Source organism: Arthrobacter sp. GmRoot5-12 (genome assembly GCF_059739365.1).
Window position 1 is genome coordinate 1,854,465 of the sequence record NZ_AP046056.1, and the last position, 25,984, is coordinate 1,880,448.

The window sequence follows — 25,984 nt, forward strand, 5'->3', positions numbered from 1 at the left end:
ACGCGTCAGCGGACGCCTGCGCCTGCGAGGTTGAAGTAGGACCGGGCGTCCGGCGGCCGGATATCGGCCACCACGTCGCTGAAGATCCGCATGGGATGCGGCGTGAAAGGATGCTCCGCGATCGCGTCATAGTCGAGGTCGATGCCCAGCCCAGCGCCTTCGGGGATCATGACATCGCCGTCTGCCGTCAGCTGAAGGCGCTCACTGGAGATGTCGCTGCGCCACGGCACGTCCGTGGCCATGATCTCCAGGTACCGGAAATTCGGCAGTGTGGCCCCGAGCTGCAGGGTTGCCGCAGTGCTGAGTGGCCCGCTGGGGTTGTGCGGTGCGAACGGCACATAATGGGCTGCCGCCAGAGTGGAAATGAACGACAGTTCCAGCAGCCCGCCGGCGTGCGTGACGTCCGGCTGGATGTAATCCACGGCGTTGCGGGCCAGGGCAGGAATGAAGGTGTTCCGGCCCATCCATCTCTCCCCCGCGGCAATGGGAACAGGGGACTTGCTGTGCACCTCCACGAGGGCGTCGATCCCGTCCGGCGGGCACGGTTCCTCGAAAAACACCGGCTGGAACCGTTCAAGTTCGCGGGCCACCCGGATGGCGGTGGGAACATCAAAGCGGCCGTGGCCTTCTATGAACAGTTCAACGTCGTCGCCCACTGCCGCCCGCACTGCCTCAACAGGTTCAAGCATGCGCCCCAGGTCCCGCGGTTCCAGGAAAAGGTCCGCGGCCTCGAAAGGGTCCCACTTTAGGCCGCGGAAGCCTTGGCCGACCGTCCGTACAGCGGCCTCGGCGAAATCCTCCGGAGTGATGGCCCCGGAAAACCAGCCGTTGGCGTAGGCGCGGACCCGGTCGCGGACCTGTCCCCCCAGCATCCGGTGGACCGGGACGCCCAAGGCCCGCGCCGAAACATCCCACATCGCCATCTCAAGGGCGCTCAGGGCTGTCATGGATACCGGACCGCCGCGCCAGTAGGCGTCGCGGTTGAGCTCATAAATGGTCTGGGTAATCCGCGTGGGGTCCTTGCCCCTGACGGCTTCGGCAAGGACAGCCACCGCCCCGAGGACAGCATGTTCCTGCCCTTCGAGGGTCGCCTCGGCGATGCCGGTGAGCCCCTCGTCAGTTGTAAGCCGGACGAAGATGAGGTTCGTCCGGTAGAAGTCCACGACCACGGTGTCGAGATGGGTGATTTTCATGGTTGTCTTTCAGTCCGCGGGAGGGGCGGTGGATTCCCGCACGATTACCTGGGTTGCCAGTTCCACTCGGTGGGAATCGAGGACTTCGCCTTGCACCTGCCGCAGTAGCGACCTTAGGGCCGCCCGCCCCATCTCCTCCAGGGGCTGGGCCACGGAACTCAGCGATGGAACGGACTGCTCACCCTGGTTGGTGCCGTCGAAGCCGATGAGGCTGATGTCCTCGGGAACCCTGATTCCGTGGCGCCGCGCTTCGCTGAGGACGCCCAGGGCAATGGTGTCGCTTCCGGCGAAGATCGCCGTGGGGCGCGGGTCAAGCTTCAGCAGCTCTTTGAATCCATTGACCCCACTCTCCGTCCGGAACCGGCCGCCGGAAACAACGTACTGGGGGTCCACCTTGATCCCTTGTGCCATCAGGGCTGCCATGTATCCGTGCAGCCGCGCCTGGTTGCATTCAGCGCCCTCTATGCCGCCGATGTAGGCAATGCGGCGGTGTCCCAGTCCCAGCAGGTGCTCGGTGGCAGCTTTGCCGCCGGCCCAGTTGGTGGCCCCAACGCTGACGACGTCGGCGGAGGGCGGGTTAAGCGGGTCGATGACGACGACGGGGATGTGGCGGCGCCTGAACGCGTGCAGTTGCGCCTCGCTGAAGGCCGAGGTCACCACGATCATCCCGGCCCTGCCCTCTTCGAGCATCCGCTGCGCCCGGCGCTCGGGGGTGTGGCGGGCGGGGGTGGACTGGCCGGTCACACTGACCAGGATTTCGACGTCGGCGGCGGCAGCGAACTGCAGGATGCCGTTGAGGACCTGGATGGTGTATGCGGAGTCGAGCACGTCGATCACTACTTCCACCACGGTCCCGCTTTCGGCGGCCGCCCGGCGCTGGACAGGCGACTGGTAGCCCGCCTGCTCCAGTGCGGCAAGGATCCGGGCCCTGGTTTCGGGGGCCACGTCCTCACGCCCGTTCACCACTTTGGACACCGTAGGCGCCGAAACCCCTGCCTGCCTGGCCACGGTAGCGAGCGTAGGTTTGGTCCGCTCCTGCAATTTGCTCGTCATCGGTTCGCAATCTTTCGAAAGTGGGGAAACGCTTTCATTGTGCAGAGTGGGGCCTTCTCCGGTCAAGAGCACCGGGACATAGGGAGTAGACAGAAAAGATCCTCTACGATCCCTTGACGCCGCCGATAATTAGGGCTTTAGTTTACAGCGTGACTTATATCACCGTTCGAAATGTTTCGAACGAACGGCGGAGCTGACGCCCCGTACCCCGACGCAAATTCACAATGGAGAAGCAATGAAGCAACCCCAGTCCTCCCGGCGGTCTTTCCTCGCCCTCGCTGCCCTCACTCCCTTTGCCGTTGCCGCGACCACTGCCTGCGGGACGTCCGGCCCCGGTGCCTCCAGCGGCGGCGGGGGCGCCAGCATGTGGTACCTGTCCGGCGAGCCGAACCAGACCACCATGCAGAAAGCCGTGGATGCCTTTAACTCGGCAAACTCCGCCGACAAGATCACGGTCACGTACTTCCAGAACGACGCCTACAAGACCAAGATCAAGACCGCCATCGGCGCCAACCAGGCACCCACGATCATCTACGGCTGGGGCGGCGGTGGCCTGAAGACCTACGCCGAGGCCAACCAGGTTGAGGACCTCACCAGCTGGTTCGACCATAATCCGGACCTGAAGAAGAAGTTCTTCCCGTCCGTGTTCGGTGCAGCCACCGTCAACGGCAAGATCTACGCCCTGCCCAACCAGTACGTCGCCCCGATCGTGCTGTTCTACAACAAGGAACTGTTCCAGAAGGCAGGCGTCCAGCCGCCCAAGACCTGGGACGACATCATGTCCTTGGTCAAGACCTTCAACGGCATGGGCGTAGCCCCGTTCTCCCTGGGCGGCCAGTCGCGCTGGACCTCCATGATGTGGCTTGAATACCTCCTGGACCGCATCGGCGGGCCGGACGTCTTCAAGGCGATCTTCGAGGGCAAGCCCAATTCCTGGATGGACCCGGCCGTGATCGAGACCGGCACCAAGATCCAGGAGCTGGTCTCTGCTGACGGCTTCATCAAGGGCTTCTCCTCCATCACTGCCGACTCGCAGGCAGACCAGGCCCTCCTGTTCTCCGGCAAGGCAGCCATGATGCTGCACGGTTCCTGGACCTATGGCGCCATGAAGAAGGCCGGCCAGAACTTTGTGCAGGACGGAAAGCTGGGCTTCGTCCCCTTCCCCACGGTTGCCGGCGGCAAGGGCGACCCGAAGAACGGCGTCGGAAACCCCGCGGCGTACATGTCAATCTCTTCCAAGGCCAGCGACAAGGAAAAGGAATCCGCCAAGAAGTTCTTCAAGGACGGGATCCTGACCGATACCGTGGTCGACGCCTACATCAACTCCGGCTCCGTGCCGATTGTCAACGGCATCGAAGACAAGCTGAACACCTCCCCGGACAAGGAGTTCCTGAACTTCGTCTACGACATGGCCAAGAACGCACCCAACTTCCAGCAGTCCTGGGACCAGGCGCTGAGCCCCACCGCAGCTGAGGCCCTGCTGAACAACATCGACCAGCTGTTCCTGAAGTCGATCACGCCGCAGCAGTTCGCCGAGAACATGAACGGCACCCTAGGGAAATGAGCAACGCCGTCTCCACTGCCCCGCGGGCCGCCACGAGGGCGAAAGATTCCAAGCAGACCGAACAGCGCAGGGCCGCCCTGGCGTGGCTGACCCTGCCGGCACTGTTCTTCTTCCTGGTGTTCGCAGTCATCCCGCTGGCCGGGGTGCTCATCCTCAGCTTCAGCAGCTGGGACGGAATCGGTGCCATCGGGGCAGCTGGACTGGACAACTGGTTCTCTGTGCTGGCGGATCCGGGACTGTACAACGCCCTGGGCCTGACCTTCCTGATCATGATCGTTTCGTGGCTGGTCCAGACTCCCATCAGCCTGCTCCTGGGGGTGTTCACGGCGGGAAGCCAGCGCTACCGGGCTGCCCTTGCCGTCCTGTACTTCCTGCCCCTCTTGCTGTCCTCAGCCGCCGTCGCCATCGCCTTCAAGGCCCTTTTGGACCCGAATTTCGGCCTGGCAACCGGCCTGGGGCTGCCCTTCCTGGCACAGGACTGGCTGGGGGTACCCCAACTGGCCGTAGGCCTGGTCATCTTCGTCATCGCCTGGCAGTTCGTCCCGTTCCACACCCTCATCTACCAGGGCGGGGTGCGGCAGATCCCGAAGTCCCTTTACGAGGCAGCGCAGATCGACGGTGCCGGAACCATCAAGCAGTTCTTCCACATCACCCTGCCCCAGCTGAAATACACCATCATCACGTCCTCCACGCTGATGGTGGTGGGTTCGCTGACCTACTTCGACCTGATCTTCGTCCTCACGGGCGGCGGACCGGGAAACTCCACGCGGATCCTGGCCCTGGACATGTACCTGCGGGGCTTCCGGGCCAACCTCATGGGCCCGGCCAGCGTCATCGCCGTCATTCTCGTCATCATCGGCCTTGCACTGGCCTTGTTCCTCCAGCGTCTTGGCGGCAAGGACAAACAAGGCAGCCAATTGGAAGGTTTGTAGGGTGAGTACCGTCCTGAAAAGCAATTCGCAGGAGGCCCGGACCGGAACCACGGCCGGTTCCGCCGCACCCAAGCAGGGACTCGGCCAACGGCTGAGGCGGCTCAACATCCCCGGCGGCCTCGGTGGGTGGATCTGGCTGGCCATTATCATCCTCCCGATCTACTACGTGGTGATCACCAGCCTGAAGACGCAGGCGGGATACTTCGGCCAGAATCCCCTGGCCGTTCCCACCTCGCCCACGCTGGAGAACTACCAACTGGTCCTTGAGAAAGACTTCGCCACATATTTCATGAACAGCGTCATCGTCACGCTCGGTTCCGTAATTCCCACGGTGCTGATCTCGTTCATGGCCTCGTTCGCGATCGTCCGGGGCAGCGGAAGGTTCCTCAAGCTGGTCAACGGCATGTTCCTCATGGGGCTGGCCATCCCGCTCCAGGCGACGATCATCCCGATCTACCTGATGATCATCCGGCTCAACCTGTACGACAGCCTGCTGGCACTGATGCTGCCGTCCATTGCCTTTGCCATCCCCCTCACAGTGCTGATCCTGTCCAACTTCATCCGCGACGTCCCGAACGAATTGTTCGAGTCCATGCGGCTGGACGGCTGCAGCGAGTGGCAGACCATGTGGCGGCTCGCCCTGCCCCTGACCCGCCCGGCTATTGTGACCGTTGCCATCTACAACGGCCTGCATGTCTGGAACGGGTTCCTGCTCCCGCTGGTCCTGACCCAGAGCCCCAGCCTGCGCGTCCTGCCCCTGGGCCTGTGGAGCTTCCAGGGTGAATTCAGCGTCAATATCCCGGCCGTTCTCGCCTCGGTGATGCTCAGCACGCTGCCCATCCTGGTGCTTTACGTCATCGGCCGCCGCCAACTGCTGGCAGGCCTGACGGCCGGCTTCAGCAAGTAGAAAGGACACGTCCATGACCACCGCCAAACCCCTGCGGGTCGGCATGGTGGGCTACGCCTTCATGGGTGCCGCCCACTCCCACGCCTGGCGGACCGCGCCACGGTTCTTCGACCTGCCGCTGCAGCCACAGCTCACCGCGGTCGCCGGCAGGAATGCCGACGGCGTCCGCGCGGCAGCTGACAAGCTGGGCTGGGAGTCGGTGGAGACCGACTGGCGGCGCCTGATCGAGCGCGACGACATCGACCTCATCGACATCTGCACGCCCGGCAACACCCACGCAGAGATTGCCATCGCAGCCCTCGAGGCCGGAAAGCACGTGCTGTGCGAAAAGCCGCTGGCCAACTCCGTGGAGGAAGCCGAGCGGATGACACTGGCAGCGGAGACCGCCGCAAAGCATGGAGTCTTCTCCATGTGCGGCTTCAGCTACCGCCGCACCCCGGCACTGGCACTGGCCAAGCGGTTCGTGGAGCAAGGACGGATTGGCGACATCCGGCACGTCCGGGCCCAGTACCTGCAGGACTGGCTCTCCGACGCCAACGCCCCCATGACCTGGCGGCTGGACAAGGACAAGTCCGGTTCCGGCTCCCTGGGCGACATCGGCGCACACAGCATCGACGCCGCCCAGTGGGTCACGGGGCAGAACATCAGCGGGGTGTCGGCAATGCTGGAAACGTTTGTCCGGGAACGTCCGCTGGCAGGCGACCTGGTGGGCCTTGGGGGCCACGGCGACCTCAGCAGTGACAACCCCCGCGGGACCGTCACCGTTGATGATGCGGCCATCTTCAGCGCAAAGTTCGACGGCGGCGCCTCCGCGGGCGCGATCGGCGTCTTTGAGGCAACGCGCTACGCCCTGGGCCGGAAAAATGCCATGCGGCTGGAGGTCAACGGCACCAAGGGTTCCCTCGCCTTTGATTTCGAGGACATGAACGTCCTGTCCTTCTACGATTCGGCCGAATCGCCGGACGCCGGCTTCCGCCGGATTTTCGTCACCGAGCCCGAGCACCCGTACGTGGGGCATTGGTGGCCCACGGGCCACGGCCTGGGGTACGAGCACGGTTTCACCCACCAGGTGGTGGACCTGGTCACGGCCATCGGCGAGGGCCGCCAACCGGAACCGTCGTTCGGCGACGCCTTGCAGGTACAGCGGGTCCTCGCCGCAGTGGAGTCCAGCGCCGCGAATTCCAGCCAGTGGCAAAAAGTCTGAGCGACCTACAGCTTCAAGAAACCAAGGAACACCCAATGACACGACCAATCACGCTGTTCACCGGCCAGTGGGCCGACCTGCCCTTCGAGGAAGTGGCCCGGCTTGCCGGCGAGTGGGGCTTTGACGGGCTGGAAATCGCCTGCTGGGGCGACCACCTGGACCCCCGCCGGGCTGCGGAGGACGACAACTACCTCCAGGGCCGGCTGGACATCCTCGAGAAGAACAACCTCAAGGTCTTCGCCATCGCCAACCACCTCACGGGCCAGGCCGTCTGCGATGACCCTATCGATGAGCGCCACCAGGGCATCCTGTCCGCGGAAGTCTGGGGCAATGGCGAGCCTGAAGGGGTGCGCCGGCGGGCGGCGGAGGCCATGAAGGACACCGCGCGGGCGGCCGCACGGCTTGGCGTCAAGACCGTGACGGGGTTCACCGGTTCGTCCATCTGGAAGGCCGTCGCCATGTTCCCGCCGGCCTCGCAGGCAATGATCGACGCCGGTTACCAGGACTTCGCGGACCGGTGGAACCCCATCCTGGACGTCTTCGACGAGGCAGGTGTCCGGTTCGCACTCGAGGTCCACCCGTCTGAAATCGCCTACGACTACTGGACGGCGAAACGGACCCTTGAGGCTATTGGCCACAGGGCGAACTTTGGCCTGAACTTCGACCCCTCCCACTTCATCTGGCAGGACCTGGATCCCGTGATGTTCCTGCAGGACTTCGCGGACAAGATCTTCCATGTGCATGTAAAGGAATCCGTCCGGCAGCTGGATGGCCGCAACGGCCGCCTGGGTTCGCACCTCGCCTGGGCGGATCCCCGGCGGGGCTGGGACTTCGTCACGGCAGGACACGGTGACGTGCAGTGGAACCGGATCTTCCGGACCCTGAATGCCATTGGCTACGACGGCCCCACCAGCATCGAATGGGAGGATGCCGGAATGGACCGCCTCATCGGCGCCCCGCAGGCCCTTGCCATGGTCCAGGAACTGGCCCGCATCGCCCCGCCCGCAGCGGCGTTCGACGCCGCCTTCGCCAGCCGCTGACCCCCTGCTCTTTCCGGCCCGCAAGGCCGGTAGCCAAACAAAGGAAATTCAATGACAGAACGAAAGAATGCACTGGTGGTCCGCGGCGGCTGGGACGGCCACCAGCCCTACGAGGCCACCGAGCTCTTCATTCCCCATCTCAAAGACAACGGCTATGACGTCCGGGTGGAGGAATCCCCCAAGGTCTACACCGACGCCGCCTACATGGCCGGTGTGGACCTCATCATGCAGTGCATGACCATGTCCACCATCGAAAAGGACGAGTTCGCCGGACTGCGGGCCGCCGTGGAGAACGGCACCGGCCTGGCCGGCTGGCACGGTGGAATCGCCGATTCCTACCGGAACACCTCCGACTACCTGCACCTGATCGGCGGCCAGTTCGCCTGCCACCCTGGCAAGCACCCGGATGAGTGCATCGGCGAGCAGTCGGACAACTACGTGCCCTATACCGTCAACATGCTGCCCGCGGCCGCCGAACACCCCATCACCCGGGGCATCCAGGACTTCGACCTGGTCACCGAGCAGTACTGGGTCCTCTCCGACGACTACATCGATGTCCTGGCCACCACCACCCAGAAGGTCCGTGAATGGGACCCATGGAACCGTGAAGTGACCTCCCCCGCCATCTGGACCCGCCAGTGGGGCAAGGGCCGCATCTTCGTCGCCACCCCCGGCCATCGGGTCGAAATCCTCCAGGACACCAATGTCCGCACCATCATCGAAAGGGGCCTGCTGTGGGCAAGCCGTTGAAAGTCGGAATCATTGGCTGCGGAGCCATCATCGCGCAGTACCTGGCGAACTTCCGCAAACTCAGCCAGATCGACCTGGTGGCCGTGGCGGACCTGGACCCCGCACGTGCCCAGGCCGTGGCGGATGGCTACGAAGGTGTCCGCGCCATCTCCGTGGAGGAACTCCTCGCCGCGGACGACGTCGAACTTGTCCTGAACCTGACCATCCCCGCCGCCCACGCCGAGGTGGCACTGAAGGCCATCGCCGCCGGAAAGAGCGTCTACGGCGAGAAGCCCCTTGCTGCCACGACTGAGGAGGCGCGCCAGGTGCTGGACGCGGCACGCGAGGCCGGCGTCGCCGTCGGCTGCGCTCCTGACACCGTACTGGGCACCGGCATCCAGACCGCCCGCAAGGCGATCGACGACGGGCTGGTCGGCGCCCCCATCTCGGCGTCGGCAACCATGGTGACCCCAGGCCACGAGCGCTGGCACCCGAACCCGGACTTCTACTACCAGCCCGGCGGCGGCCCGCTGCTGGACATGGGCCCCTACTACGTGACCGCCCTGGTGACCCTGCTGGGTCCCGTCGTCTCCGTGATGGGCGCGGCCAGCCACACCCGGAATGAGCGCACCATCGGCTCGGGGCCGCGCCAGGGCGAGAAAGTGCCGGTCACCATCGACTCCCACGTGACCGGCGTCCTGGTCCACGCCTCCGGTGCGCTGTCCACCCTCTTCATGAGCTTCGATGCCGTGAAGTCGAAGTCGCCCAACATCGAGATCCATGGCGAGCGCGGTTCCCTGGTGGTGCCGGATCCGAACCACTTTGACGGCGACGTCCAGCTGTTCTCCCTCGGCGCCGAGGACTGGGAGACCCTTCCCGCCTCCGCAGGGTACGTCGACGCCGGACGCGGGTTCGGCATCGCGGACCTTGCCGCCACCCCGCAAGGCAAGGAGCCCAGGGCGGGTGGCGCACTTGCCTTCCACGTCCTGGAAGTCATGGAATCCGTCCTCAAAGCCGCACGCAGCGGCATGACGTTCGGCATCCGGAGCACGGTGGAGCGGCCGGAAAGCGTGGCCCTCACCGTCCTGGCCGAACAGGCGGACGCGCTCCAGTCCCAGTAGCCGGCTGTCCGGAACCGTGCCGCTTTGGGCAGTAAAGCTACCGCAGCCCGTCGCTGCGGGCGGCGCGGTTCCGGCCCAGCGATTTGGCCCGGTACAGGGCGGCATCCGCTGCGGCGATAAGTTGGTCAACATCGGAGGTCACGCCGTCGTAGGTGGAAATGCCGTAACTCGCGGTGGGCATCTCCATGCCGCCCGGCGTGTCCGCGCCGGCCATGCGCCTGCTGATCTCCTCGGCAATCGTCTCGGCCCGTTCGGCGCTTGCTCCGGGAACCAGGATGACGAACTCTTCCCCGCCGTACCTCCCCGTCAGATCTGTGGAGCGCACGGTGGCAGCGCACGCGTCGGCGAAGGCCTGCAGCGCCAGGTCGCCGGCGGCATGCCCATAGGTGTCGTTGACAGTCTTGAAGTGGTCAAGGTCGGCAAGGATCAGGGCTCCCGAGCCGCCGGTGATGGTGCGGTCGGCCAACTGCTCGGTGGCCAGGTCCAGGAAGGCCTTGCGGTTCAGGAGCCCGGTGAGGTCGTCGCGGCTGGCCACCACGCGCAGGGCACGCGTCTGCTGTTCGGTGCTCAAGGCCGCCATGCTGAAGGACACCACCACCAGCAGGACCATGGTCACCAGGGTGGTGATGGCGGACCCAAAAACGGTGACGAAGACAGGCCCGTTCTGGCCCTCCACCAGGAACGCCAGCCACCGGAAGAAGTAGAAGACACTGAGCCCTCCGGCCGCCACAGCCATGGGGATCCGGACCCGCGAATACCCGGGCTCAAGGCGCCAGAGCTCACGGGACGCCAATCCGACGGTCAGGCTCATGGCGGCGAGGAACACCGTGCCGCCGGACCAGGTGTTGGTGGCGGGTTGGTCCAGCAGGGAGGCCACCAGGGTGACCAAGGGAATGCCGGTAAAGGCCCACCTGGGAGGCCGTACGGTCCGCAGGGAGCGCGCCCCGGCCCACACTGCAACGCCGCCGTGCACCAGCAGGGTGTTTCCCAGGGGGTTGGCCCACACCTGATGCACTGTGCCGTCAAACAGGAAGCAGCCTGATCCGGCCAGGAAGAACAGCAGGGCACCGCACCACCAGGCGCTGTATGGCGAACGCGTCAGCCGGTAGGCGGAAAAGTAGAAGAGAACCACCAGGACCAGGGCCATGAGGCCGAAAGCGATGCGCAGGGTCGCCGTGTCCAGAACCATGTGCCAGAAGTCCCCCCAGAAGGCCTGATGTTGCCCAGCACAGTATGGCATCCACGCACACCGTACAGAAGCGTCCGTACCCCTGAAGGACAGCCGTCAAACTCACCTAGGGTGGCAGGTACCACCCAGGCAATGAAAGGCCCGCCCATGCTCCTCCTTTTCGGCTTCAAGACCGTCCACAAGGCCCTGCCGGGCCGAACGGCAACCTGCCAGCACTGCGGCGCCTTCGTCCACCATGCCCTGGACGAACAGGCCACCAAGTTCACGCTGTTCTTCATCCCTGTCCTCACTGTGTCCCGGAAATACCTGATCACCTGCACCAACTGCGGCCACGCTTCGTCCATCAGCGGACGGCAGAAGCGGGCGCAGGAACTTCGGCGGTAGCACGCGGCAATCCCCTGCGGAAGATGCCAACCTCTAGCCTCCGGCGTTGGGGGCCGCTAAAGTGGGAGACGGTCCCGCCCCGCCGCTTCCGGCAGGAGGACGGGAAACCGCACAAGGGAATGGAGGTGGTTTTGATGACTGCAGTTGCCGCGCGCCCTGGGCGCCCCGCATCCATCACACCCACCATCCCTCCCGGCTGCCTTCGCGGTTCCTGACGCTGCGCGTCCACCCGCACTGCACCGGGGACAGCCCAAGGAACCACCGTGCATACTTCTTCAGGCAACCCCCTGGACACCACCAACACCACAGAAACAGACAGCGCTGCTGGCACTCGTCCGCTGCCCGGCCCCTCCGCATACGGCTACACGCCCGCCGTTGCCGGCTATTTCGATCAGCATCCCTGTCCGCCGGCAACTGAACGGGGCCGGGTGGTCCGCGTGGACCGCACCCTGCTGCTCGTCGCGGTCCATGACGGTCTCCTCCACCTGCCCTACCCGCTCTCGGGCGAGCCGGCCGTCACCGGAGACTGGGTCTGGATCGGCCCCAACCGGGGCGGCGACCGGCAAATCCTGGCCGTCCTCCCCCGCCGCTCGGAACTCAGCCGCAAACGTGCCTTCGAGGATTCGTCCGCCGCGCAGGTCCTGGCCGCGAACATGGACACCGTGGGCGTGGTGGTGCCCGTGGACCGGCCCCTCACACACAACCGGTTGGAACGCACCCTCGTCGCCGCATGGGATTCCGGCGCCACCCCCCTGGTGATCATCACCAAGGCGGACCTGGCCGAGGTGGCGGACGACGTCGTCGGAAAAGTTATCCTTCAGGCGGCGGGCGTGGAGGTGGTCACCACATCCGCCGAAAACGGCGACGGCATCGACGAACTGATGGCACGGATTCCGCCGGGCGGAACCATCGTGCTGCTGGGACCGTCCGGTGCCGGCAAATCCACCTTGATCAATGCCCTGGTGGGCCGCGACGTCCAGCAGACCGCCGAAGTGCGGTCCGGAGACTTCAAGGGCAAGCACACCACCACCGTCCGCGAGCTGGTCCCGCTGTCCAACGGGACGGTGCTGATGGACACTCCCGGCGTGCGCGGATTTGGCCTGTTCGATGCCGGGGACGGCCTGGACGGGATGTTCGGCGACGTCGAGGAACTGGCTGCCGGCTGCCGGTTCGCTGACTGCTCACACGGGAGCGAGCCTGGCTGCGCCGTCCGCGAAGCAATCGACACCGGCGTCCTGGCCGCGCGCCGCTGGAACTCGTATCTGAAGATGCAGCGGGAACTGGCGGCGCTGGCGCGCCGCTCCGATGTCGCCGCCCAGCGCGCCTACCACCGGGAGTGGCACCAGAAGGTGGTTTCGGCGGGGAAGTCGCAACGCTGGGCTGAGCGCGAGGCCTCCGAACGCGGAAGCCGGAACGGAGACAAGGACCGGAAGCGCAAGCGGTAGGAGAACGCCTATTCCGTGTCATGGGTGGGGAGTAGGGTTCGGTCATGGACATCATCCTGGTACCCGGTTTCTGGTTGGACGCCTCGTCATGGGAGGGGGTAACACCTGCCCTGGAAGCAGCCGGGCACCGCCCCCATCCCCTCACGCTTCCCGGCAAGGACTCGGTGGATGCCAGCCGCGCAGGCATCAGCCTGCAGGACCATATCAATGCGGTGGTGGAGGTCCTGGACGGGCTGCCGGGCAGGGTGGTCCTGGTGGGCCACTCCGGCGGCGGGGCAATCATTCACGGGGTAGTGGATGCGCGGCCGGACAGGGTGGAACGCGCCATCTACGTGGACAGCGGGCCGCTGGCTGACGGCAGCGTCATCAACGACCAGTTGCCTGCCCACGGGGACGATGTCCCGCTGCCGCCCTGGCAGAGTTTTGACGACGCCGAACTGGTGGACCTCAACGACCGGCTGCGCCGGTCATTCCGCGCCCGCGCCGTTCCCGAACCCCGCGGCGTGGCGTACGGCAGGCAGCGCCTGCATGACGGGCGCCGCTACGACGTTCCCGCCACCGTCATCTCGTGCGGGTTCCCCTCGGCCATGCTCCGGGAGTGGATCGCGGCAAACCATCCCTTCGTGGCGGAGCTGGCCAAGGTGCGGGACGTGGAATTCATCGACCTGCCCACCGGGCACTGGCCGCAGTTCACCAAACCGGACCAACTGGCCCAGGCCATCCTGTCGGCGGTGGACCGGACAGGCAGGGACTGAAACGAAATACTCTTGCGCGCTGCCAGTACGGTCCCCATAATAAATGAATGGCATTCATTTATTCGACCGCAGTCCGGGACAGCGCCGCCCCTGACCACGTATCCACCGGCGCCGCAGGCCACATGCCCGCAGAGTGGGAGGCCCACCAGCGCACATGGATGGCGTTTCCACCACCCAACGACACCTTCGGCCCCATCGGCAGCCCCACCCTTGACCGGGCCCGGGCCGCCTGGACCACGGTGGCCCAGACAATCGCCCGGCACGAGCCCGTGACGGTGGTGGCTGACCCCAGGGACGCCACGGCCGCACGGGAATGGCTCGGCAGCGGCATCGACGTCGTGGAGGTCCCGCTCGATGACGCCTGGCTGCGGGACAGCGGCCCCACGTTCGTGCACCAGCCCAACGGCGCACTGGCAGCCGTCGACTGGATCTTCAATGGATGGGGGGCCCAGGAGTGGGCGGCGTGGGCCAAGGACCAGGACGTTGCCCGGACTGTTGCAATAGGCACCGGAGTTCCCGTCTGGCCGAGCCCCTTGGTGAATGAGGGCGGCGGGTTCCATGTGGACGGCGAAGGGACCGTCCTGCTCACCGAAACGGTCCAATTGGATCCCCGCCGCAATCCCGGCGCCACCAAGGAATCGGTTGAAGCAGAAGTCCACGCCGCCCTGGGCACCACCAAAGCAATCTGGCTTCCACGCGGACTGACCCGGGATTACGACGAATTCGGCACCCGGGGACACGTGGACATCGTGGCAGCCTTCGCCGGCGCCGGCACCATCCTGCTGCACCGCCAGGACGATCCCGCCCACCCCGACCATGCCGTCTACCTGCAGCTGAAGGCCGTCCTCGCGGGCCAGCTGGATGCCAAGGGCCGGCCGCTGCGCATTATCGACGTCCCGGCACCCACGGTGTTGCGCGATGCTGATGGCTGGGTGGATTGGTCCTACATCAACCACTACGTCGGCAACGACGTGGTGGTGCTGTGCAGCTTTGACGATCCCAACGACACCATCGCCGCGGGGATCCTGGAACGCGCGTATCCGGGCAGGACCGTGGAACTGGTGGATGCCAGGGACATCTTCGCTTTCGGCGGCGGCATCCACTGCATCACGCAGCAGCAGCCGGCTGCCAAGGATGGAGGCACACTGTGAAGCTCGCCGAAACGCAGGTTCCGCTGCCGGTGGGGCAGACGTTCGACGTCGTGGAGGCCGGCATCGCACAGCTGCGCGCCGCCCTCGACTCCGGCCAGGTCACCAGCGAGGAACTGGTCCGTCTCTACCTTGACCGCATCGAGAAGTATGATTCGCACGGCATACGCCTCAACGCGCTCGTCGTGATGAACCCGGATGCAGTTGCCGAAGCACAGGCGTCAGACCGGCGCCGCGCTGCCGGCTTCACCCTGGGACCCCTCGACGGTATCCCCTACACGGCTAAGGACAGCTACCAGGTAAAGGGGCTTACCGTAGCCGCGGGCTCACCGGCCTTCAAGGACCTGGTGGCACAGCGGGATGCCTTCACCATCGAACGGCTGCGGGCAGGCGGGGCGGTCCTGATCGGGCTCACCAACATGCCGCCCATGGCCAACGGAGGTATGCAGCGCGGCGTATATGGCCGGGCAGAGAGCCCCTACAACGCGGAATACCTCACCGCCGCCTTCGCCTCCGGATCATCCAACGGCTCCGGTACCGCCACGGCCGCCAGCTTCGCGGCATTCGGCCTCGCCGAGGAAACCTGGTCCTCGGGGCGGGCACCGGCGTCGAACAATGCCCTGTGCGCCTACACACCCTCGCGCGGCATCATCTCCGTACGTGGCAACTGGCCCCTGGTACCCACCATGGACGTGGTGGTGCCGCACACCCGCACCATGGCGGACCTGCTGGAGGTCCTGGATGTGGTGGTGGCGGATGACGCCGAGGCCCGCGGGGATTTCTGGCGCGTCCAGCCGTGGATCCCGCTGCCCAAGGCATCCGCCGTCCGCCCGCCGTCGTACGTTGGCCTCGCGGTCCGGGACGCTTCGGCGGCCGCGGGCGTGCTTGCAGGACAAAGGCTTGGCATCCCCCGGATGTACATCAATGCCGATCCCGCCGCCGGTATGGCCGAAGCACCTGGCATCGGCGGTCCCACGGGGCAACGGATCGAGACGCGCGGGTCCATCCTGGACCTCTGGAACGCGGCGCGGCGTGCTCTGGAAGCCGCGGGCGCGGAAGTAGTGGAAGTGGACTTCCCCGTGGTGTCCAACTATGAGGGCGACCGGCCCGGTTCGCCCACCATCGCCACCCGCGGACTGGTGTCGCCGGAGTATCTGCGGCGGGAGATCGTGGACCTGTCGGCCTGGGCGTGGCATGACTTCCTCGACGCCAACGGCGACCCGCGGCTGAACCGCCTTGCCGACGTCGACGGTTCCGCGATCTTCCCCGCCCCCCAGGGCGCGCTGCCGGACCGCTACGACGGGTTCGACGACGACATCGCCGACTATCCTTCCTGGATCCGCGACAACGGGGTTCCCGTCCTGGCCGACATTCCGCACCTGCCCGAAGGCCTGGCGGGACTTGAGGAAACCCGCCGGGTGGACCTGGAGGAGTGGATGGACCGGCTGGAACTGGATGCCGTGGTGTTCCCGGCGGCGGCCGACGTGGCACCTGCCGACGCGGATACCAATGAACGCTCGGCGGACATCGCCTGGCGCAATGGCGTCTGGGTGGCCAATGGAAACCTGGTACCCCGCCACCTCGGCATCCCCACTGTCACGGTTCCGATGGGCATCGCTGCGGATATCGTGATGCCCGTTGGCCTCACCATCGCCGGCCGCGCCTACAGTGACACCCACGTGCTGCGGCTGGCCGCGGCCTTCGAAGCCACCGGGAGCCGCCGCGTTCCACCGCCGCGCACCACGCCCACAGGAAAAGCCTCAGGAAAGGGCACGGCAAACACGAACAGCGACTGACCATTCCCGCCCGATGCGGATATTCTGGACGCAGTGATTCTCCTTCATTGCCTTTGATGTCCAGCCGTCCGCAGTTCCCGTCCTCCCCGGCAGGAACGGTGATTCCGCGTGCCACGGAGGGGAACCCCACCATGGGTTCCCCTCCGTCCCGCGCCCCTACCGGAACCACCCTCGGGAGCAATCATGAAACCCACCAACCCTCCTTCCGCCGCCACCCCCACCGGCCCGGCCGCCCTCCGGCCTGACTGTTCGCAGTGCTTTGCCCTGTGCTGCACGGCTTTCGGGTTCACCCGCTCGGCCGACTTCGCCATCGACAAACCGCCCGCCACGCCATGCCCCAACCTGGCGCCGGACTTCTCCTGCACCATCCATGACCGGCTCCGGCCCCGCGGGTTTGCGGGCTGCACGGTTTTCGACTGCTTCGGCGCAGGCCAGGCAGTCAGCCAGCGGCTGTTCAGGGGCATCAGCTGGCGGGAAGACCCGGGATCGGCGCCGGACATGTTCGCCGCCTTTAAAGTCCTGCGCCAATTGCACGAAATGCTGTGGCTCCTGGCCCAGGCTGGGGCGAAAGCCTACGGCCCGGATACCGCGGAGGATGTCCGCCGCTTGCAGGCGAAGGTCAGGGCAGTTGCATCGGGCGCCCTTGAGGAGGTCCTCGCAGCCGACATCGCATCCCTGCACCTCCAGGTGGGCAGCGCACTCCGTGAGGTCAGTGAGGAGGTCCGCGCGGGCTACTTCGGCGCCGGCCCCTTCGGCGACGATCCGCGCCTGGTCCGCCTGGCGCCGGGCGCCGACCTCGCGGGAGCAAACCTGCGCGGCCTGCCGCTGTGCGCTGCGGACCTTCGCGGTGCCTGCCTGATCGCCGCGGACCTCCGGGGCGCCGACCTGACGGCAGCGGACCTCCTTGGTGCCGACCTGCGGGATGCAAGGCTCGACGACGCCGACCTCACCGGGGCGCTCTTCCTCACCCAGGCGCAAATCACCGCGGCCCACGGCAGCGCTTCCACCCTCCTCCCCGCCGGGCTTGAGCAGCCCGGGCACTGGCATGCTGCCGCTCCTGCGGCCCCCGCCCGTCCCGTGGAAGCGCCTTGACAGCGAAGATTGTTAGCGCTGACAGTTGGAGGAAACCGATGTCAAACGAAAGCCACCCGATGAAGAACTGGGCAGGAAACCTCGAATACTCCTCCGCGGACGTGCGGCGGCCGGAATCCGTAGCGGAGCTGGCGGACATCGTGGCGGACTCGCCGCGGGTCAAGGCCCTGGGCTCCCGGCACTCCTTTAACCGGGTGGGCGACACTGACGGCGTCCACATCCTCCTCGATGCCCTGCCGCAGCAGGTGGAACTGGATGCCGGGCGGGGAACCGTGCGGGTCAGCGGCGGGGTGAGCTACGGGGCACTGTGCCGGACCTTGGAGGAGTCCGGGGTTGCCATCCACAACCTGGCCTCGCTGCCGCACATTTCGGTAGCCGGTGCGGTCCAGACCGGCACGCACGGCTCCGGGGTGGACAACCCGTCCCTCGCCGGCGCCGTGGAATCCATCGACCTGGTGCGGGCCTCGGGCGAGCAGGTGACACTTACCCGGGCGGACGGCGATGAGTTCCTTGCCAGCGTGGTGGGCATCGGCGCCCTGGGCATCGTCACCGGACTGGAACTGGCGGTACGTCCCAGCTTCACAGTGCGCCAGCGTGTCCTGGAGGACCTTCCCTGGGACAACGCCCTGTCGGATTTCACCGCCATCGTCTCCAGCGCCTACAGCGTGAGCCTGTTTACGGACTACGCCGGCGACCGGATCAACCAGGTCTGGCTCAAAGCACTCGACGGGGAGCAACCACCCGCCAACCTGTTTGGTGCCACCGCCGCCCTCCGTCCCCGGCACCCGCTGCCGGACATGTCCGCCGAGAATTGCACTGCACAGCTGGACGAACCCGGGCCTTGGCTGGACCGGCTGCCGCACTTCCGGCACGAGTTCACTCCCAGCAACGGGGACGAACTGCAAAGCGAATTCATCCTTCCCCTGGAGCACGCCCCCGCCGCCCTCCAGGCAGTCCGCGGGCTGGCCGGCCAACTTGCACCCCTGCTCTTCGTCTCGGAGATCCGCACCGGAGCCGCCGACGAGTTCTGGCTCAGCCCTTTCTACCGCCAGCAGAGCGTTGCCCTGCACTTCACCTGGAAACCGCTGCAGCCGGAGGTGGAAGCCTTCCTCCCACTCCTGGAAGACGCCCTCCGGCCCTTCGGGGCGCGCCCGCACTGGGGCAAACTGTTCACCGCGGACGCCCATGACTGGGAAAAGCTGTACCCGCGCTTCGCCGACTTCCGTTCCTTTGCCGCCGGGCACGACCCGGAGGGCAAGTTCCGGAACGGACTCCTGGACAGCATCCTCGGCGTCCCGGCCCGCCGGTAGGCACCGCCGGTACGCTTGAGGGATGACCTTCCGCGCCGCCGTCGTTACTGCCGCCTCCCTGTCCACCGCCCTGTTGCTGCTGACCGGATGTGGCGGGGTGGAGGAGGCTGCGGGCAATGCCGCCAGCGATGCCGCATCCAAAGTTGCCTCCGCCGCCGCACAGGAAGTCAACCGGCAAATCTGCGCGGTGGTGCAGGACGGCCTGGTCAGCGTGGAGGACCGACAGGCGCTGGCCGGGCTCGTCTCGGCGGCACGCACGGCAGGGGTACCGGCGGAAATTACGACGCCGTTGGGCCAGATCGCCGAAGCCGGAGACCAGGTGCCGGCAGACTCAGTCCGGGCCTTGAAGGACGCCTGCCAGGCCTGACGGACGGGCTGACTGTCGGGGGGCCGGAAGACCCTTCAGCCGCCTCTTCCCCGGTGCTAGCGTGAAGTGACGAACCAATAAGCCTGTGACACCACGTCACGCGCGAAGGAGATCGTCATGGCAGAACGCGGCAATACCACCCACGGTTCCGGCCTGAAGGCATACGCGGACCTGTACCGCCTGCCCGGCCCCTGGTGCACAGCCTACGTGGATGCCGGAACCGGAACAGTGGACAGCCTGGAAGCCGGCGACGTCCGGGCCGGAAACACCCGCGCCCAGCTCGAGGCCCAGGGAGCAACGTCCGCTGACATCGACGCCATGGAACAGGCCCTCACGCCCGCAACGGGGATGCCCTCCCCCGTGTCCAGGTTCGTGCTGGTCCACGGCGGGAAAGCCGAACTCAACGAGGTGCTCCCGGGCCGGCTGGTCTTGCCGGAGAGGATGGTCGTCGAGCCCGTCCCGGACCTGCTCCCGCTGCTGAAACACCAGCCCGAAGAGTTTCCGTACGTTGTGGCCGAGGTCAGCCGCGAACATGGGGAAATCCGGTTGTACCGTGCCGGGGCGGGGGCCCCTGCCAGCGTCCGGGAGGTGGAGGGCGAGTCCGAACACATTCACAAATTCCATGGCGGCGGCTGGTCGGAGCTGCGGTTCCAGCACCACACCGAGGACGTGTGGCGCCGGAACGCCGACGAAGTGGCGGGCGAAATAGACAGGGTGGCCAGTGCGGGCGGCGCCCGGCTGATTGTTCTCGCCGGCGATATCCGCGCCCGCGGGCTGGTCAGGGAAAACCTCTCCGAGGCCGGCAGGGCACTGTTGTCGGAGGTCGGTTCCCACACGCACACTGCCGGGGCGGACAGCGCCAACCTGGAGGACCAGGTCAGCCAGCGGGTGGCGGAGGTCTGGGCTGAAGAACAGCAGGCGGTCATGGACAGGCTGGCGGTCCAGGAGGGCCAGGCAAATCCGGAAGCGGCCCACGGGGCGGGAGCTGTGGTCCACGCGCTCCAGCAGGGACAGGTTGAGGTCCTGATCCTTGATGACGCCGCCCTCTCCCGGCGGACCATGCTGGCCTTGGATGCCGAACCGTGGATCGCCACGGCCAAAGAGGAAGCCCTGGCGGCAGGAATACTTGGCGAAGTTCCGGCCCCTGCCGCCCTGTTGCGGGCAGCTGCCCTGACTGACGCCCGCGTTCTCCTGGTCCCTGGACCTGTCCTGCCGGAGGGCGTGGATGTGGCGGCACTGCTCCGCTGGTCCCCGGGCCCGGGCGTCCCGTCGTCGTAATCGGCCTATGCAGCCCACCTGGTGCAAGGGGGACTGCTGGAGGAGGAACGGGAAGCCGAAGGTTGGACAAAAACAGTGGCCGGTCCGAAAGGTCCGGCCACTGCTTTTTAGACTTCCCGTCAATTCTGGCGGGGCTGGTCCCATCCCCGCAGGCCGCCTGCACGCCCGGCCTGCGGCCGGTGACCGTGCGCGGCCCGGTGTTCGGGAGGGGCAAACGGAACCACGCCGGTGTCGTGGCTGAGCGGTGCGGCGCGGACAAACTTTGTCAGCTCCTCGCGGAGCGCCTTCCATGCGATGTCCGGATCGTCAGGATAGGCCTTGACCTCTGCCTCCCGCGCCGCTTCAACGGCGGCAACACCGGCATCGGTGAGTTCCACTTTCAGCTGCCTTCGGTCTGTGGCATGGCGCATCCTGGTGATGAGTCCTGTGGATTCAAGCCGGGTCAGGACCCGGCCCAACGTCTGGCTTTGGACCCTGATCGCGTCGGCAAGCTGTTCCTGGTTCAGTGGGCCCCCCATCAGGCCTTCCAATGCAATAACAGCGGCACGGGTGAGGCCAAGGGGGGCCAGTGCATCGTCCTGCCGCCGCTGGATCAGCCGTGCCGCCAGAGTGATCAGGCGGTAGCTGCTCCGGGCGTCCGGATCGAGATTGCTGGTCATCGGCCGCAGCCTTCCTGTAGGTGGCGAAAGTGCTGGTCACCATGCGTCGCTACACCCCTACAATAAGCATGCTTAGCAACACATTCGCAAGTAGGCTTACTAACCGCCCACCTTCACACCCTTGCATAGGCGCAGCCATTGGAAGCTGAACACCACTACCCCTTGCAATCGAAATGGGAAGTGTGCTTAGTATCTAATTAGTAACCTTGCTTACTAAGTTGCCAGCACTGCTGGTTCTTGTTCGCCAGCTAACCCTTTCTGAAAGAGAGCGATGATGACAGAGAACCAATGGCCCCAGACACCACATACCCCCGCCGCCCCCGGTGTTGCCGATCCGTACGGCGCAATGGAAACAGCGCCCCAGCATGACTCCTACACGGGGGTTTCAACCGATTCCTCCAAGTCGCAGGCAGCCAAGGAAGAGGCTTCCAACGTTGCTGGTGAAGCCGCATCAGCCGCCCAGAATGTAGCGGAGACCGCCAAGGGCGAGGCCGCGAATGTGGCCCACGAGGCCAAGCTCAATGCCCAGGACCTGCTCCACCAGGCCAAGTCGGGCCTGACCACCCAGGCCGGCACGCAGCAGCAGAAGGCCGCCGAGGGCATCCGCAACATTTCCAGCCAGCTGCACAGCATGGCCAGCGCCCCGGACCAGCAGGGCATGGCCAGCGACCTTGTCCGGCAGGCAGCCGAGCGGACCTCCTCCATCGCGTCCTGGCTGGAGAACCGGGAACCCGGTGACCTCCTGACCGAGGTCCAGCGGTTCGCCCGCAACAATCCCGGCACGTTCCTGCTCCTCGCCGCCGGCGCCGGTGTCCTTGCCGGACGCCTCACCCGCGGCCTCACCGCAGGCGCCCCCGACTCGCAGGGGCAGGTCCAGGCTCCGGGCCAGCACCGCGGGGCGCAGACACCCCCGGCAGTGCAGTCACCGGTAGCGCCGCTGCGGCAGGAGACCGTGTACGCCGCGGGTAACGATGACCTCTTCAATGAGCCCACCGTCACAGGCGCAACCCCGGTATCCACCAGCACGCTTCCCTCGGGTACCGCGGAGGAAACCCCGCTCCGGTTCGACGACGACCCCTACCGGGCCGAAAACGGCGTGTACACCGGTGACGAGGCGTTCGGCACCGAGGGAACCTCCGGGACTGGCCGCCGCGGCACGGGTGGCCTGTAATGAGTAGCCAGATTCCGGAAATGCCGCCGAGTGCGGCGCATGTGAAAGCGGACAACGCGTCCCTGGGCGAGCTGCTGGGCGACGTAACCCGGGACCTGTCCACCCTGATGCGCCAGGAAGTGGAACTGGCCAAGGCCGAACTCAAACAATCCACCTCCCGCGCAGGGAAAGGCGCCGGCATGCTCGCCGGCGCCGGCGTCGGCGGACACTTCGTCCTGCTCTTCCTCTCCCTGGCCCTGATGTGGGCCCTGGGCGCCATCATGCCCCTGGGCTGGTCCGCACTGATCGTCGCCGTCATCTGGGCCATCATCGCCGCCGTCCTGGCCTCCATCGGCCGCAAGGAACTCAAGCAGATCAAAGGCCTGCCCCAAACCGGGGAAACCCTCTCAGAAATTCCCCCAACCCTAAAACCAGGTGAGGTAAACCGATGAGCGAAAACCCTGACGTCATCCGCGCAGACATAGAAGCCACCCGGGCACGCCTGGGCACCAACGTGGACGCCGTGGCAGACAAGGTCACCCCGTCCAACATCGTCCACCGCCAAACCGACAAGGTCAAAGACGCCGTCACCGGCGTCAAGGAGAAAATCATGGGCGCCGCAGACAACGCCACCACCAGGGTCCACGACACCACCGCCACCGGCGCCGGGCACACCACCAACGCCATGCACACCGCCGGCGACAGCCTCCACCAGGCAGGCGACACCGTCTCAGCCAAACTCAGCGACGCCGGCCACGCCGTCTCCGCCGCCCCGGACCAGGTCAAAGCCAAAACCGCCGGCAACCCCCTCGCCGCCGGCCTGATCGCCTTCGGCGCCGGACTCCTGGTCTCCTCGCTGATCCCGGCAAGCCAGAAGGAACGCGAAGCCGCGGACCAGCTCAAAACCGCAGCCCAGCCCCTGGCAACCCAGGTCACCGACGCCGCCAAAACCATGGCCCAGGACCTCAAGGAACCAGCCCAGGAAGCCATGGAAAACGTCAAAGCCACCGCCACCGACGCCGCCCAAAACGTCAAACTCGAAGGCCAACAAGCCGCCACCGACGTCAAAGACCGCGCCACCGACGCCAAAGACCACGTCCAAAACACGTAACCCGCGTGGGTATCCACGTACCAAAGCAAAGCCGGCTCCGCATCCCGCGGGCCGGCTTTGTCGTTGCCGGGCCTGGACTCCTGCCTAGCGCTTGCCCTTCTTTCGGGACCCTTTCCCCCGGCCCTTGTCCGGGTTGGGGGCGTATCTCTGGGCTACCTTGGGCGCCTTTTTGGCGCCGGTGCCGCGGCGGTCCGGCTTCGGATCCTTCTTGACCTTGACCGGCTGGGCCGAGGGCTGGCGTGAGCTTTGGGCAGTGCGTCCGCGCACGATGCCGATGAACTCCTCCAGCACCTCATCCGTGGCCTCCGTCGGCCAGGCCAGCGCGATCTCAGTTCCGTCCGCGCCGGTGAGCCTGCGCGCCACCGTGTCCTTGACGTTGAAGTGGCGGGCCACCGACATGGGGAGGACCACCAGGCCGGCGCCAGCGGCAACCACCTGGAGCGCGGCCTCCGGTCCGCCCAGGGCAGCAACATCGAGGAATGACTCCTGCGCCAGGTCGGCCAGGGCCACTTCCTCGAACACTGAAATCTCGTGCCCCTTCGGCGCCACCACCACCGGCTGTTCCTCGTAGAGCGGTATGACGCTGAGCCCTTCCCGCTCGATGGGAAGGCGGACAAAACCCATGTCCGCCGCGCCGTCCCGCAGCTTCCCAAGCTGCGCGCCGTCGTCGACCATGAATGCCTCAAGGGGAATATGCGGCATCCGCTCTTCCCAGCGGCGGATCCATTTGCCCGGCGTCACGCCGGCCACGTATGCGATGCGCAGCACCCGGGGTGCCGCCTGGTCGGCCGGCCCGTCAGGGGCGGATTGGGCATCAGGCGAGGGGGTATTGTCGGAGGGCACGTCTTCACAGTACCCGCCGCCCGGATACCCTTGAAGCATGACCTCTGCAAACTCCCAGTCCATGAAGCCGGCCACCGTTGCCAAGAAACTTGGCATCTACCTCCCGGCCACGCCGCAGGAGTTCCAGGATTCAACCATCACCCGCGAGGAGTTCGCCGAACTGCAGGCCAACCCGCCGGAATGGCTCGCCGAGCTCCGCCGCAACGGCCCGCACCCCCGCCCCGTGGTGGCACAGAAGCTGAACGTGTCCATCAGCGGCCTAACCCGCGGCGGCGTGGAGGAAGCACTGACGACGGCGGAAATCACCGCGCTGCTGCAGGCTCCGCCGCAGTGGCTGGTCACCGAACGTGCCACCCACGCGGCTGTCCGCGCCGAGGCCCAGCGGGTCAAGGAAGAGGCCGCGAAGAAGCAGGCGAAGAAGGACCGCACCCAGGCCCGGTAGCCCTCAGTCCTGGTGGATCTGGATGTAGTTTCCGCAGCCGTCGTCGAACACCGCACTGGTCCCGAACGGATCAGTGGTGGGCGGGGTCTTGAAGCTGACTCCGGCGGCCACCAGCCTGTCGTATTCCGCCTGCACATCGGGAACCCCGAAGACTATTGCGGGTAGGCCCGCCTCGCGCACGGCGTTCATGTAGTTCGCGCCGATTGGGTTGTCGCTGGGCTCGAGGAGGAGTCCTACTGAACTGTCGTCCGCTCCCGGGTCTTTGATGATGTAGAGGTTGTACTCCGGCATGGCCATGAGCGTGTCGAAGCCGAGCGTTCCCGTATAGAAGGCATGGGCGGCGGCGGGGTCCTGGACGTGGATGCTGCACATTTTGAGTCGCATGCCTTCACCGTACCGCTCAGCTCCTGACGGTTTGCAGTGCCTTGGACCAGGAAATGACCTGATCAAGCAGCGGCTGCAGCGCCTCTTCCGCCCCTTCTGACGGTGTGAGGTTGTGGCACGCCTTCTCCGCCATTGACGCTGCGCCCGGGAGACGGTGCAATGGAAGGACCAGCCCGGCCTCTTCCGGCCCGGGGGCTGGGCGCTGGAGGTGCAGGATGTCAGTTGTGGCGGAGTCTCTGATGCAGGGGCTGCTTCAAGGTGCGTGGGCGGTCCTGCTGTGCGGTCCCGTGCTGGTGGCCAGCGTGGCCGCCACGGTCTTTGTTGTCCGACGCCGGGCTTTGGCTTCCGGAGGCAGCGCACCAGCCGGCAACGCACTGGCCGGCAACGCAGCGGAGGCTCCGGATCAGCTGTTTTGGGACCTGTTCCTGGGTGCCTGTGTCGCCCTTCCCGCGTTGATTATCCCCGCCCTGGTCTCGCCGTGGGCTGGACTGCTGTTGGCAGGGGCAGCTGCCGCTGCCGGCATCGCCGCCGACCGTGGCAGCCCCCGGTTCCTGGCCTGGCGCACCGCCCGCCGGGAAGGGCGGCGGCAGCGTTCGGCCCACCAGGCCGCCAGCGCGCATCACGACGAGCTCATGGTCCGGTGGCGGCGCTACGAACTTGATCCGGCGTACAGCATCGACTACCCGGCACTGACTGACGTGCGGCTGCCCGAAACGTCGGCACTGATCAAGGCGATGCGGACGGCGGACCAGTTGCGGACGGCCGCGCACAAGGGTTACCCGGACGCCGTCGGAAAGCTGGCTGCGTCATTGGCAGCGGCGGAACGGGCGGCGGGAATCCCGGCGGCGCTGCCTGCGGAGCAGGCCACCTGAGGTTAACTGCTGTGTC

Annotated in this window: 27 protein-coding genes; 21 read left to right on the forward strand and 6 right to left on the reverse strand. The window is 66.3% G+C overall.

Annotated features, from left to right (window positions below):
* Window positions 1–5: 5 nt before the first annotated feature.
* Together AC6JAM_RS08450 and AC6JAM_RS08455 are read right to left on the reverse strand one after the other, a co-directional pair.
* Window positions 6–1,193, reverse strand: coding sequence for a mandelate racemase/muconate lactonizing enzyme family protein (locus AC6JAM_RS08450; protein WP_497934476.1), 1,188 nt, complete (start codon window positions 1,191–1,193; stop codon window positions 6–8).
* 9 nt (window positions 1,194–1,202) lie between these two features.
* A complete protein-coding gene (locus AC6JAM_RS08455; protein ID WP_018770388.1) occupies window positions 1,203–2,246 on the reverse strand; it encodes a LacI family DNA-binding transcriptional regulator in 1,044 nt (347 codons plus the stop codon).
* A 235-nt stretch (window positions 2,247–2,481) separates the two neighbouring features.
* Here AC6JAM_RS08455 and AC6JAM_RS08460 point away from each other — a divergent pair, with 235 nt between their 5' ends.
* The 7 genes from AC6JAM_RS08460 to AC6JAM_RS08490 are packed head-to-tail and all read left to right on the forward strand — an operon-like array spanning window position 2,482 to window position 9,743.
* Window positions 2,482–3,810, forward strand: coding sequence for an extracellular solute-binding protein (locus AC6JAM_RS08460; RefSeq protein WP_497934478.1), 1,329 nt, complete (start codon window positions 2,482–2,484; stop codon window positions 3,808–3,810).
* On the forward strand, window positions 3,807–4,742 hold the full coding sequence (locus tag AC6JAM_RS08465) for a carbohydrate ABC transporter permease (protein WP_018770390.1): 936 nt from the start codon (window positions 3,807–3,809) through the stop codon (window positions 4,740–4,742). Before AC6JAM_RS08460 ends, AC6JAM_RS08465 begins: the two co-directional genes overlap by 4 nt.
* 1 nt (window position 4,743) lies before the next feature.
* The gene (locus AC6JAM_RS08470) at window positions 4,744–5,649 is read left to right on the forward strand and encodes a carbohydrate ABC transporter permease (RefSeq protein ID WP_018770391.1); all 906 of its coding nucleotides are present in this window, start codon (window positions 4,744–4,746) and stop codon (window positions 5,647–5,649) included.
* A gap of 13 nt (window positions 5,650–5,662) precedes the next feature.
* A complete protein-coding gene (locus AC6JAM_RS08475) occupies window positions 5,663–6,853 on the forward strand; it encodes a Gfo/Idh/MocA family protein (protein ID WP_497934479.1) in 1,191 nt (396 codons plus the stop codon).
* 35 nt (window positions 6,854–6,888) lie between these two features.
* Window positions 6,889–7,893 carry a sugar phosphate isomerase/epimerase family protein gene (locus AC6JAM_RS08480; RefSeq protein WP_134164834.1) on the forward strand — a complete coding sequence of 335 codons (1,005 nt, stop codon included), beginning with the start codon at window positions 6,889–6,891 and terminating at the stop codon, window positions 7,891–7,893.
* Between the two features lie 51 nt (window positions 7,894–7,944).
* A complete protein-coding gene (locus tag AC6JAM_RS08485; RefSeq protein WP_268002254.1) occupies window positions 7,945–8,643 on the forward strand; it encodes a ThuA domain-containing protein in 699 nt (232 codons plus the stop codon).
* Complete coding sequence (locus tag AC6JAM_RS08490) at window positions 8,628–9,743, forward strand: Gfo/Idh/MocA family protein (RefSeq protein WP_497934481.1); 1,116 nt, start codon at window positions 8,628–8,630, stop codon at window positions 9,741–9,743. Before AC6JAM_RS08485 ends, AC6JAM_RS08490 begins: the two co-directional genes overlap by 16 nt.
* A gap of 37 nt (window positions 9,744–9,780) precedes the next feature.
* Here the strand turns inward: AC6JAM_RS08490 and AC6JAM_RS08495 are convergent, their stop codons facing one another.
* Window positions 9,781–10,932 (reverse strand): GGDEF domain-containing protein, encoded by a 1,152-nt coding sequence (locus AC6JAM_RS08495; RefSeq protein WP_478222612.1) that lies wholly within the window; start codon window positions 10,930–10,932, stop codon window positions 9,781–9,783.
* A 111-nt stretch (window positions 10,933–11,043) separates the two neighbouring features.
* Between AC6JAM_RS08495 and AC6JAM_RS08500 the strand changes: the two genes are divergently transcribed.
* From AC6JAM_RS08500 to AC6JAM_RS08540, 9 genes are all read left to right on the forward strand, one after another.
* Window positions 11,044–11,316, forward strand: coding sequence for a zinc-ribbon domain-containing protein (locus AC6JAM_RS08500; protein WP_497934482.1), 273 nt, complete (start codon window positions 11,044–11,046; stop codon window positions 11,314–11,316).
* 263 nt (window positions 11,317–11,579) lie between these two features.
* Window positions 11,580–12,761: a ribosome small subunit-dependent GTPase A gene (rsgA, locus tag AC6JAM_RS08505; protein WP_056389614.1), complete on the forward strand. Its 1,182-nt coding sequence runs from the start codon at window positions 11,580–11,582 to the stop codon at window positions 12,759–12,761.
* Between the two features lie 44 nt (window positions 12,762–12,805).
* Window positions 12,806–13,516, forward strand: coding sequence for an alpha/beta fold hydrolase (locus AC6JAM_RS08510; protein WP_134164838.1), 711 nt, complete (start codon window positions 12,806–12,808; stop codon window positions 13,514–13,516).
* 47 nt (window positions 13,517–13,563) lie between these two features.
* Window positions 13,564–14,667 (forward strand): agmatine deiminase family protein, encoded by a 1,104-nt coding sequence (locus AC6JAM_RS08515; RefSeq protein WP_056389620.1) that lies wholly within the window; start codon window positions 13,564–13,566, stop codon window positions 14,665–14,667.
* The gene (locus AC6JAM_RS08520; RefSeq protein WP_497934483.1) at window positions 14,664–16,460 is read left to right on the forward strand and encodes an amidase; all 1,797 of its coding nucleotides are present in this window, start codon (window positions 14,664–14,666) and stop codon (window positions 16,458–16,460) included. Before AC6JAM_RS08515 ends, AC6JAM_RS08520 begins: the two co-directional genes overlap by 4 nt.
* Before the next feature lie 183 nt (window positions 16,461–16,643).
* Window positions 16,644–17,552, forward strand: coding sequence for a pentapeptide repeat-containing protein (locus AC6JAM_RS08525; RefSeq protein ID WP_497934484.1), 909 nt, complete (start codon window positions 16,644–16,646; stop codon window positions 17,550–17,552).
* 59 nt (window positions 17,553–17,611) lie between these two features.
* Window positions 17,612–18,862, forward strand: a complete 1,251-nt coding sequence (locus AC6JAM_RS08530; RefSeq protein ID WP_026265944.1) for a D-arabinono-1,4-lactone oxidase — start codon at window positions 17,612–17,614, stop codon at window positions 18,860–18,862.
* Between the two features lie 22 nt (window positions 18,863–18,884).
* On the forward strand, window positions 18,885–19,229 hold the full coding sequence (locus AC6JAM_RS08535; RefSeq protein ID WP_018770404.1) for a hypothetical protein: 345 nt from the start codon (window positions 18,885–18,887) through the stop codon (window positions 19,227–19,229).
* 117 nt (window positions 19,230–19,346) lie between these two features.
* A complete protein-coding gene (locus AC6JAM_RS08540) occupies window positions 19,347–20,507 on the forward strand; it encodes a baeRF2 domain-containing protein (RefSeq protein ID WP_497934485.1) in 1,161 nt (386 codons plus the stop codon).
* Between the two features lie 119 nt (window positions 20,508–20,626).
* On the opposite strand, the gene AC6JAM_RS08545 is transcribed toward AC6JAM_RS08540, so the two are convergent.
* Window positions 20,627–21,166 (reverse strand): MarR family winged helix-turn-helix transcriptional regulator, encoded by a 540-nt coding sequence (locus tag AC6JAM_RS08545; protein WP_018770406.1) that lies wholly within the window; start codon window positions 21,164–21,166, stop codon window positions 20,627–20,629.
* Window positions 21,167–21,440: 274 nt separating this feature from the next.
* Here AC6JAM_RS08545 and AC6JAM_RS08550 point away from each other — a divergent pair, with 274 nt between their 5' ends.
* Genes AC6JAM_RS08550 through AC6JAM_RS08560 form a run of 3 tightly spaced genes read left to right on the forward strand, consistent with a single transcriptional unit; the run spans window position 21,441 to window position 23,427 of the window.
* Window positions 21,441–22,337, forward strand: coding sequence for a hypothetical protein (locus AC6JAM_RS08550; RefSeq protein WP_497934486.1), 897 nt, complete (start codon window positions 21,441–21,443; stop codon window positions 22,335–22,337).
* Entirely contained in the window at window positions 22,337–22,768 is a 432-nt protein-coding gene (locus AC6JAM_RS08555; RefSeq protein ID WP_026265945.1) for a phage holin family protein, read from the forward strand. The genes AC6JAM_RS08550 and AC6JAM_RS08555 overlap by 1 nt, the downstream gene beginning before the upstream one ends.
* Window positions 22,765–23,427 (forward strand): DUF3618 domain-containing protein, encoded by a 663-nt coding sequence (locus AC6JAM_RS08560; RefSeq protein ID WP_497934488.1) that lies wholly within the window; start codon window positions 22,765–22,767, stop codon window positions 23,425–23,427. Before AC6JAM_RS08555 ends, AC6JAM_RS08560 begins: the two co-directional genes overlap by 4 nt.
* Before the next feature lie 84 nt (window positions 23,428–23,511).
* Here the strand turns inward: AC6JAM_RS08560 and AC6JAM_RS08565 are convergent, their stop codons facing one another.
* Entirely contained in the window at window positions 23,512–24,345 is an 834-nt protein-coding gene (locus AC6JAM_RS08565; protein WP_018769914.1) for a LysR family substrate-binding domain-containing protein, read from the reverse strand.
* Between AC6JAM_RS08565 and AC6JAM_RS08570 the strand changes: the two genes are divergently transcribed.
* Window positions 24,308–24,712, forward strand: coding sequence for a DUF5997 family protein (locus AC6JAM_RS08570; protein WP_026265869.1), 405 nt, complete (start codon window positions 24,308–24,310; stop codon window positions 24,710–24,712). The two genes, AC6JAM_RS08565 and AC6JAM_RS08570, sit on opposite strands and share 38 nt — an antisense overlap.
* Before the next feature lie 3 nt (window positions 24,713–24,715).
* Here the strand turns inward: AC6JAM_RS08570 and AC6JAM_RS08575 are convergent, their stop codons facing one another.
* Complete coding sequence (locus AC6JAM_RS08575; RefSeq protein WP_056392303.1) at window positions 24,716–25,096, reverse strand: VOC family protein; 381 nt, start codon at window positions 25,094–25,096, stop codon at window positions 24,716–24,718.
* A 215-nt stretch (window positions 25,097–25,311) separates the two neighbouring features.
* Here AC6JAM_RS08575 and AC6JAM_RS08580 point away from each other — a divergent pair, with 215 nt between their 5' ends.
* Window positions 25,312–25,968, forward strand: a complete 657-nt coding sequence (locus AC6JAM_RS08580; RefSeq protein ID WP_497934489.1) for a hypothetical protein — start codon at window positions 25,312–25,314, stop codon at window positions 25,966–25,968.
* Window positions 25,969–25,984: the final 16 nt, after the last annotated feature.

Coding starts and splice junctions, on each gene's coding strand:
- AC6JAM_RS08570 (WP_026265869.1), top strand. CDS start 24,308: ATGACCTCTGCAAACTCCCAGTCCATGAAGCCGGCCACCGTTGCCAAG.
- AC6JAM_RS08480 (WP_134164834.1), top strand. CDS start 6,889: ATGACACGACCAATCACGCTGTTCACCGGCCAGTGGGCCGACCTGCCC.
- AC6JAM_RS08580 (WP_497934489.1), top strand. CDS start 25,312: ATGTCAGTTGTGGCGGAGTCTCTGATGCAGGGGCTGCTTCAAGGTGCG.
- AC6JAM_RS08525 (WP_497934484.1), top strand. CDS start 16,644: ATGAAACCCACCAACCCTCCTTCCGCCGCCACCCCCACCGGCCCGGCC.
- AC6JAM_RS08555 (WP_026265945.1), top strand. CDS start 22,337: ATGAGTAGCCAGATTCCGGAAATGCCGCCGAGTGCGGCGCATGTGAAA.
- AC6JAM_RS08475 (WP_497934479.1), top strand. CDS start 5,663: ATGACCACCGCCAAACCCCTGCGGGTCGGCATGGTGGGCTACGCCTTC.
- AC6JAM_RS08515 (WP_056389620.1), top strand. CDS start 13,564: ATGGCATTCATTTATTCGACCGCAGTCCGGGACAGCGCCGCCCCTGAC.
- AC6JAM_RS08540 (WP_497934485.1), top strand. CDS start 19,347: ATGGCAGAACGCGGCAATACCACCCACGGTTCCGGCCTGAAGGCATAC.
- AC6JAM_RS08560 (WP_497934488.1), top strand. CDS start 22,765: ATGAGCGAAAACCCTGACGTCATCCGCGCAGACATAGAAGCCACCCGG.
- AC6JAM_RS08495 (WP_478222612.1), bottom strand. CDS start 10,932: ATGGTTCTGGACACGGCGACCCTGCGCATCGCTTTCGGCCTCATGGCC.
- AC6JAM_RS08550 (WP_497934486.1), top strand. CDS start 21,441: ATGACAGAGAACCAATGGCCCCAGACACCACATACCCCCGCCGCCCCC.
- AC6JAM_RS08460 (WP_497934478.1), top strand. CDS start 2,482: ATGAAGCAACCCCAGTCCTCCCGGCGGTCTTTCCTCGCCCTCGCTGCC.
- AC6JAM_RS08455 (WP_018770388.1), bottom strand. CDS start 2,246: ATGACGAGCAAATTGCAGGAGCGGACCAAACCTACGCTCGCTACCGTG.
- AC6JAM_RS08530 (WP_026265944.1), top strand. CDS start 17,612: ATGAAGAACTGGGCAGGAAACCTCGAATACTCCTCCGCGGACGTGCGG.
- AC6JAM_RS08465 (WP_018770390.1), top strand. CDS start 3,807: ATGAGCAACGCCGTCTCCACTGCCCCGCGGGCCGCCACGAGGGCGAAA.
- AC6JAM_RS08575 (WP_056392303.1), bottom strand. CDS start 25,096: ATGCGACTCAAAATGTGCAGCATCCACGTCCAGGACCCCGCCGCCGCC.
- AC6JAM_RS08545 (WP_018770406.1), bottom strand. CDS start 21,166: ATGACCAGCAATCTCGATCCGGACGCCCGGAGCAGCTACCGCCTGATC.
- AC6JAM_RS08510 (WP_134164838.1), top strand. CDS start 12,806: ATGGACATCATCCTGGTACCCGGTTTCTGGTTGGACGCCTCGTCATGG.
- AC6JAM_RS08485 (WP_268002254.1), top strand. CDS start 7,945: ATGACAGAACGAAAGAATGCACTGGTGGTCCGCGGCGGCTGGGACGGC.
- AC6JAM_RS08450 (WP_497934476.1), bottom strand. CDS start 1,193: ATGAAAATCACCCATCTCGACACCGTGGTCGTGGACTTCTACCGGACG.
- AC6JAM_RS08535 (WP_018770404.1), top strand. CDS start 18,885: ATGACCTTCCGCGCCGCCGTCGTTACTGCCGCCTCCCTGTCCACCGCC.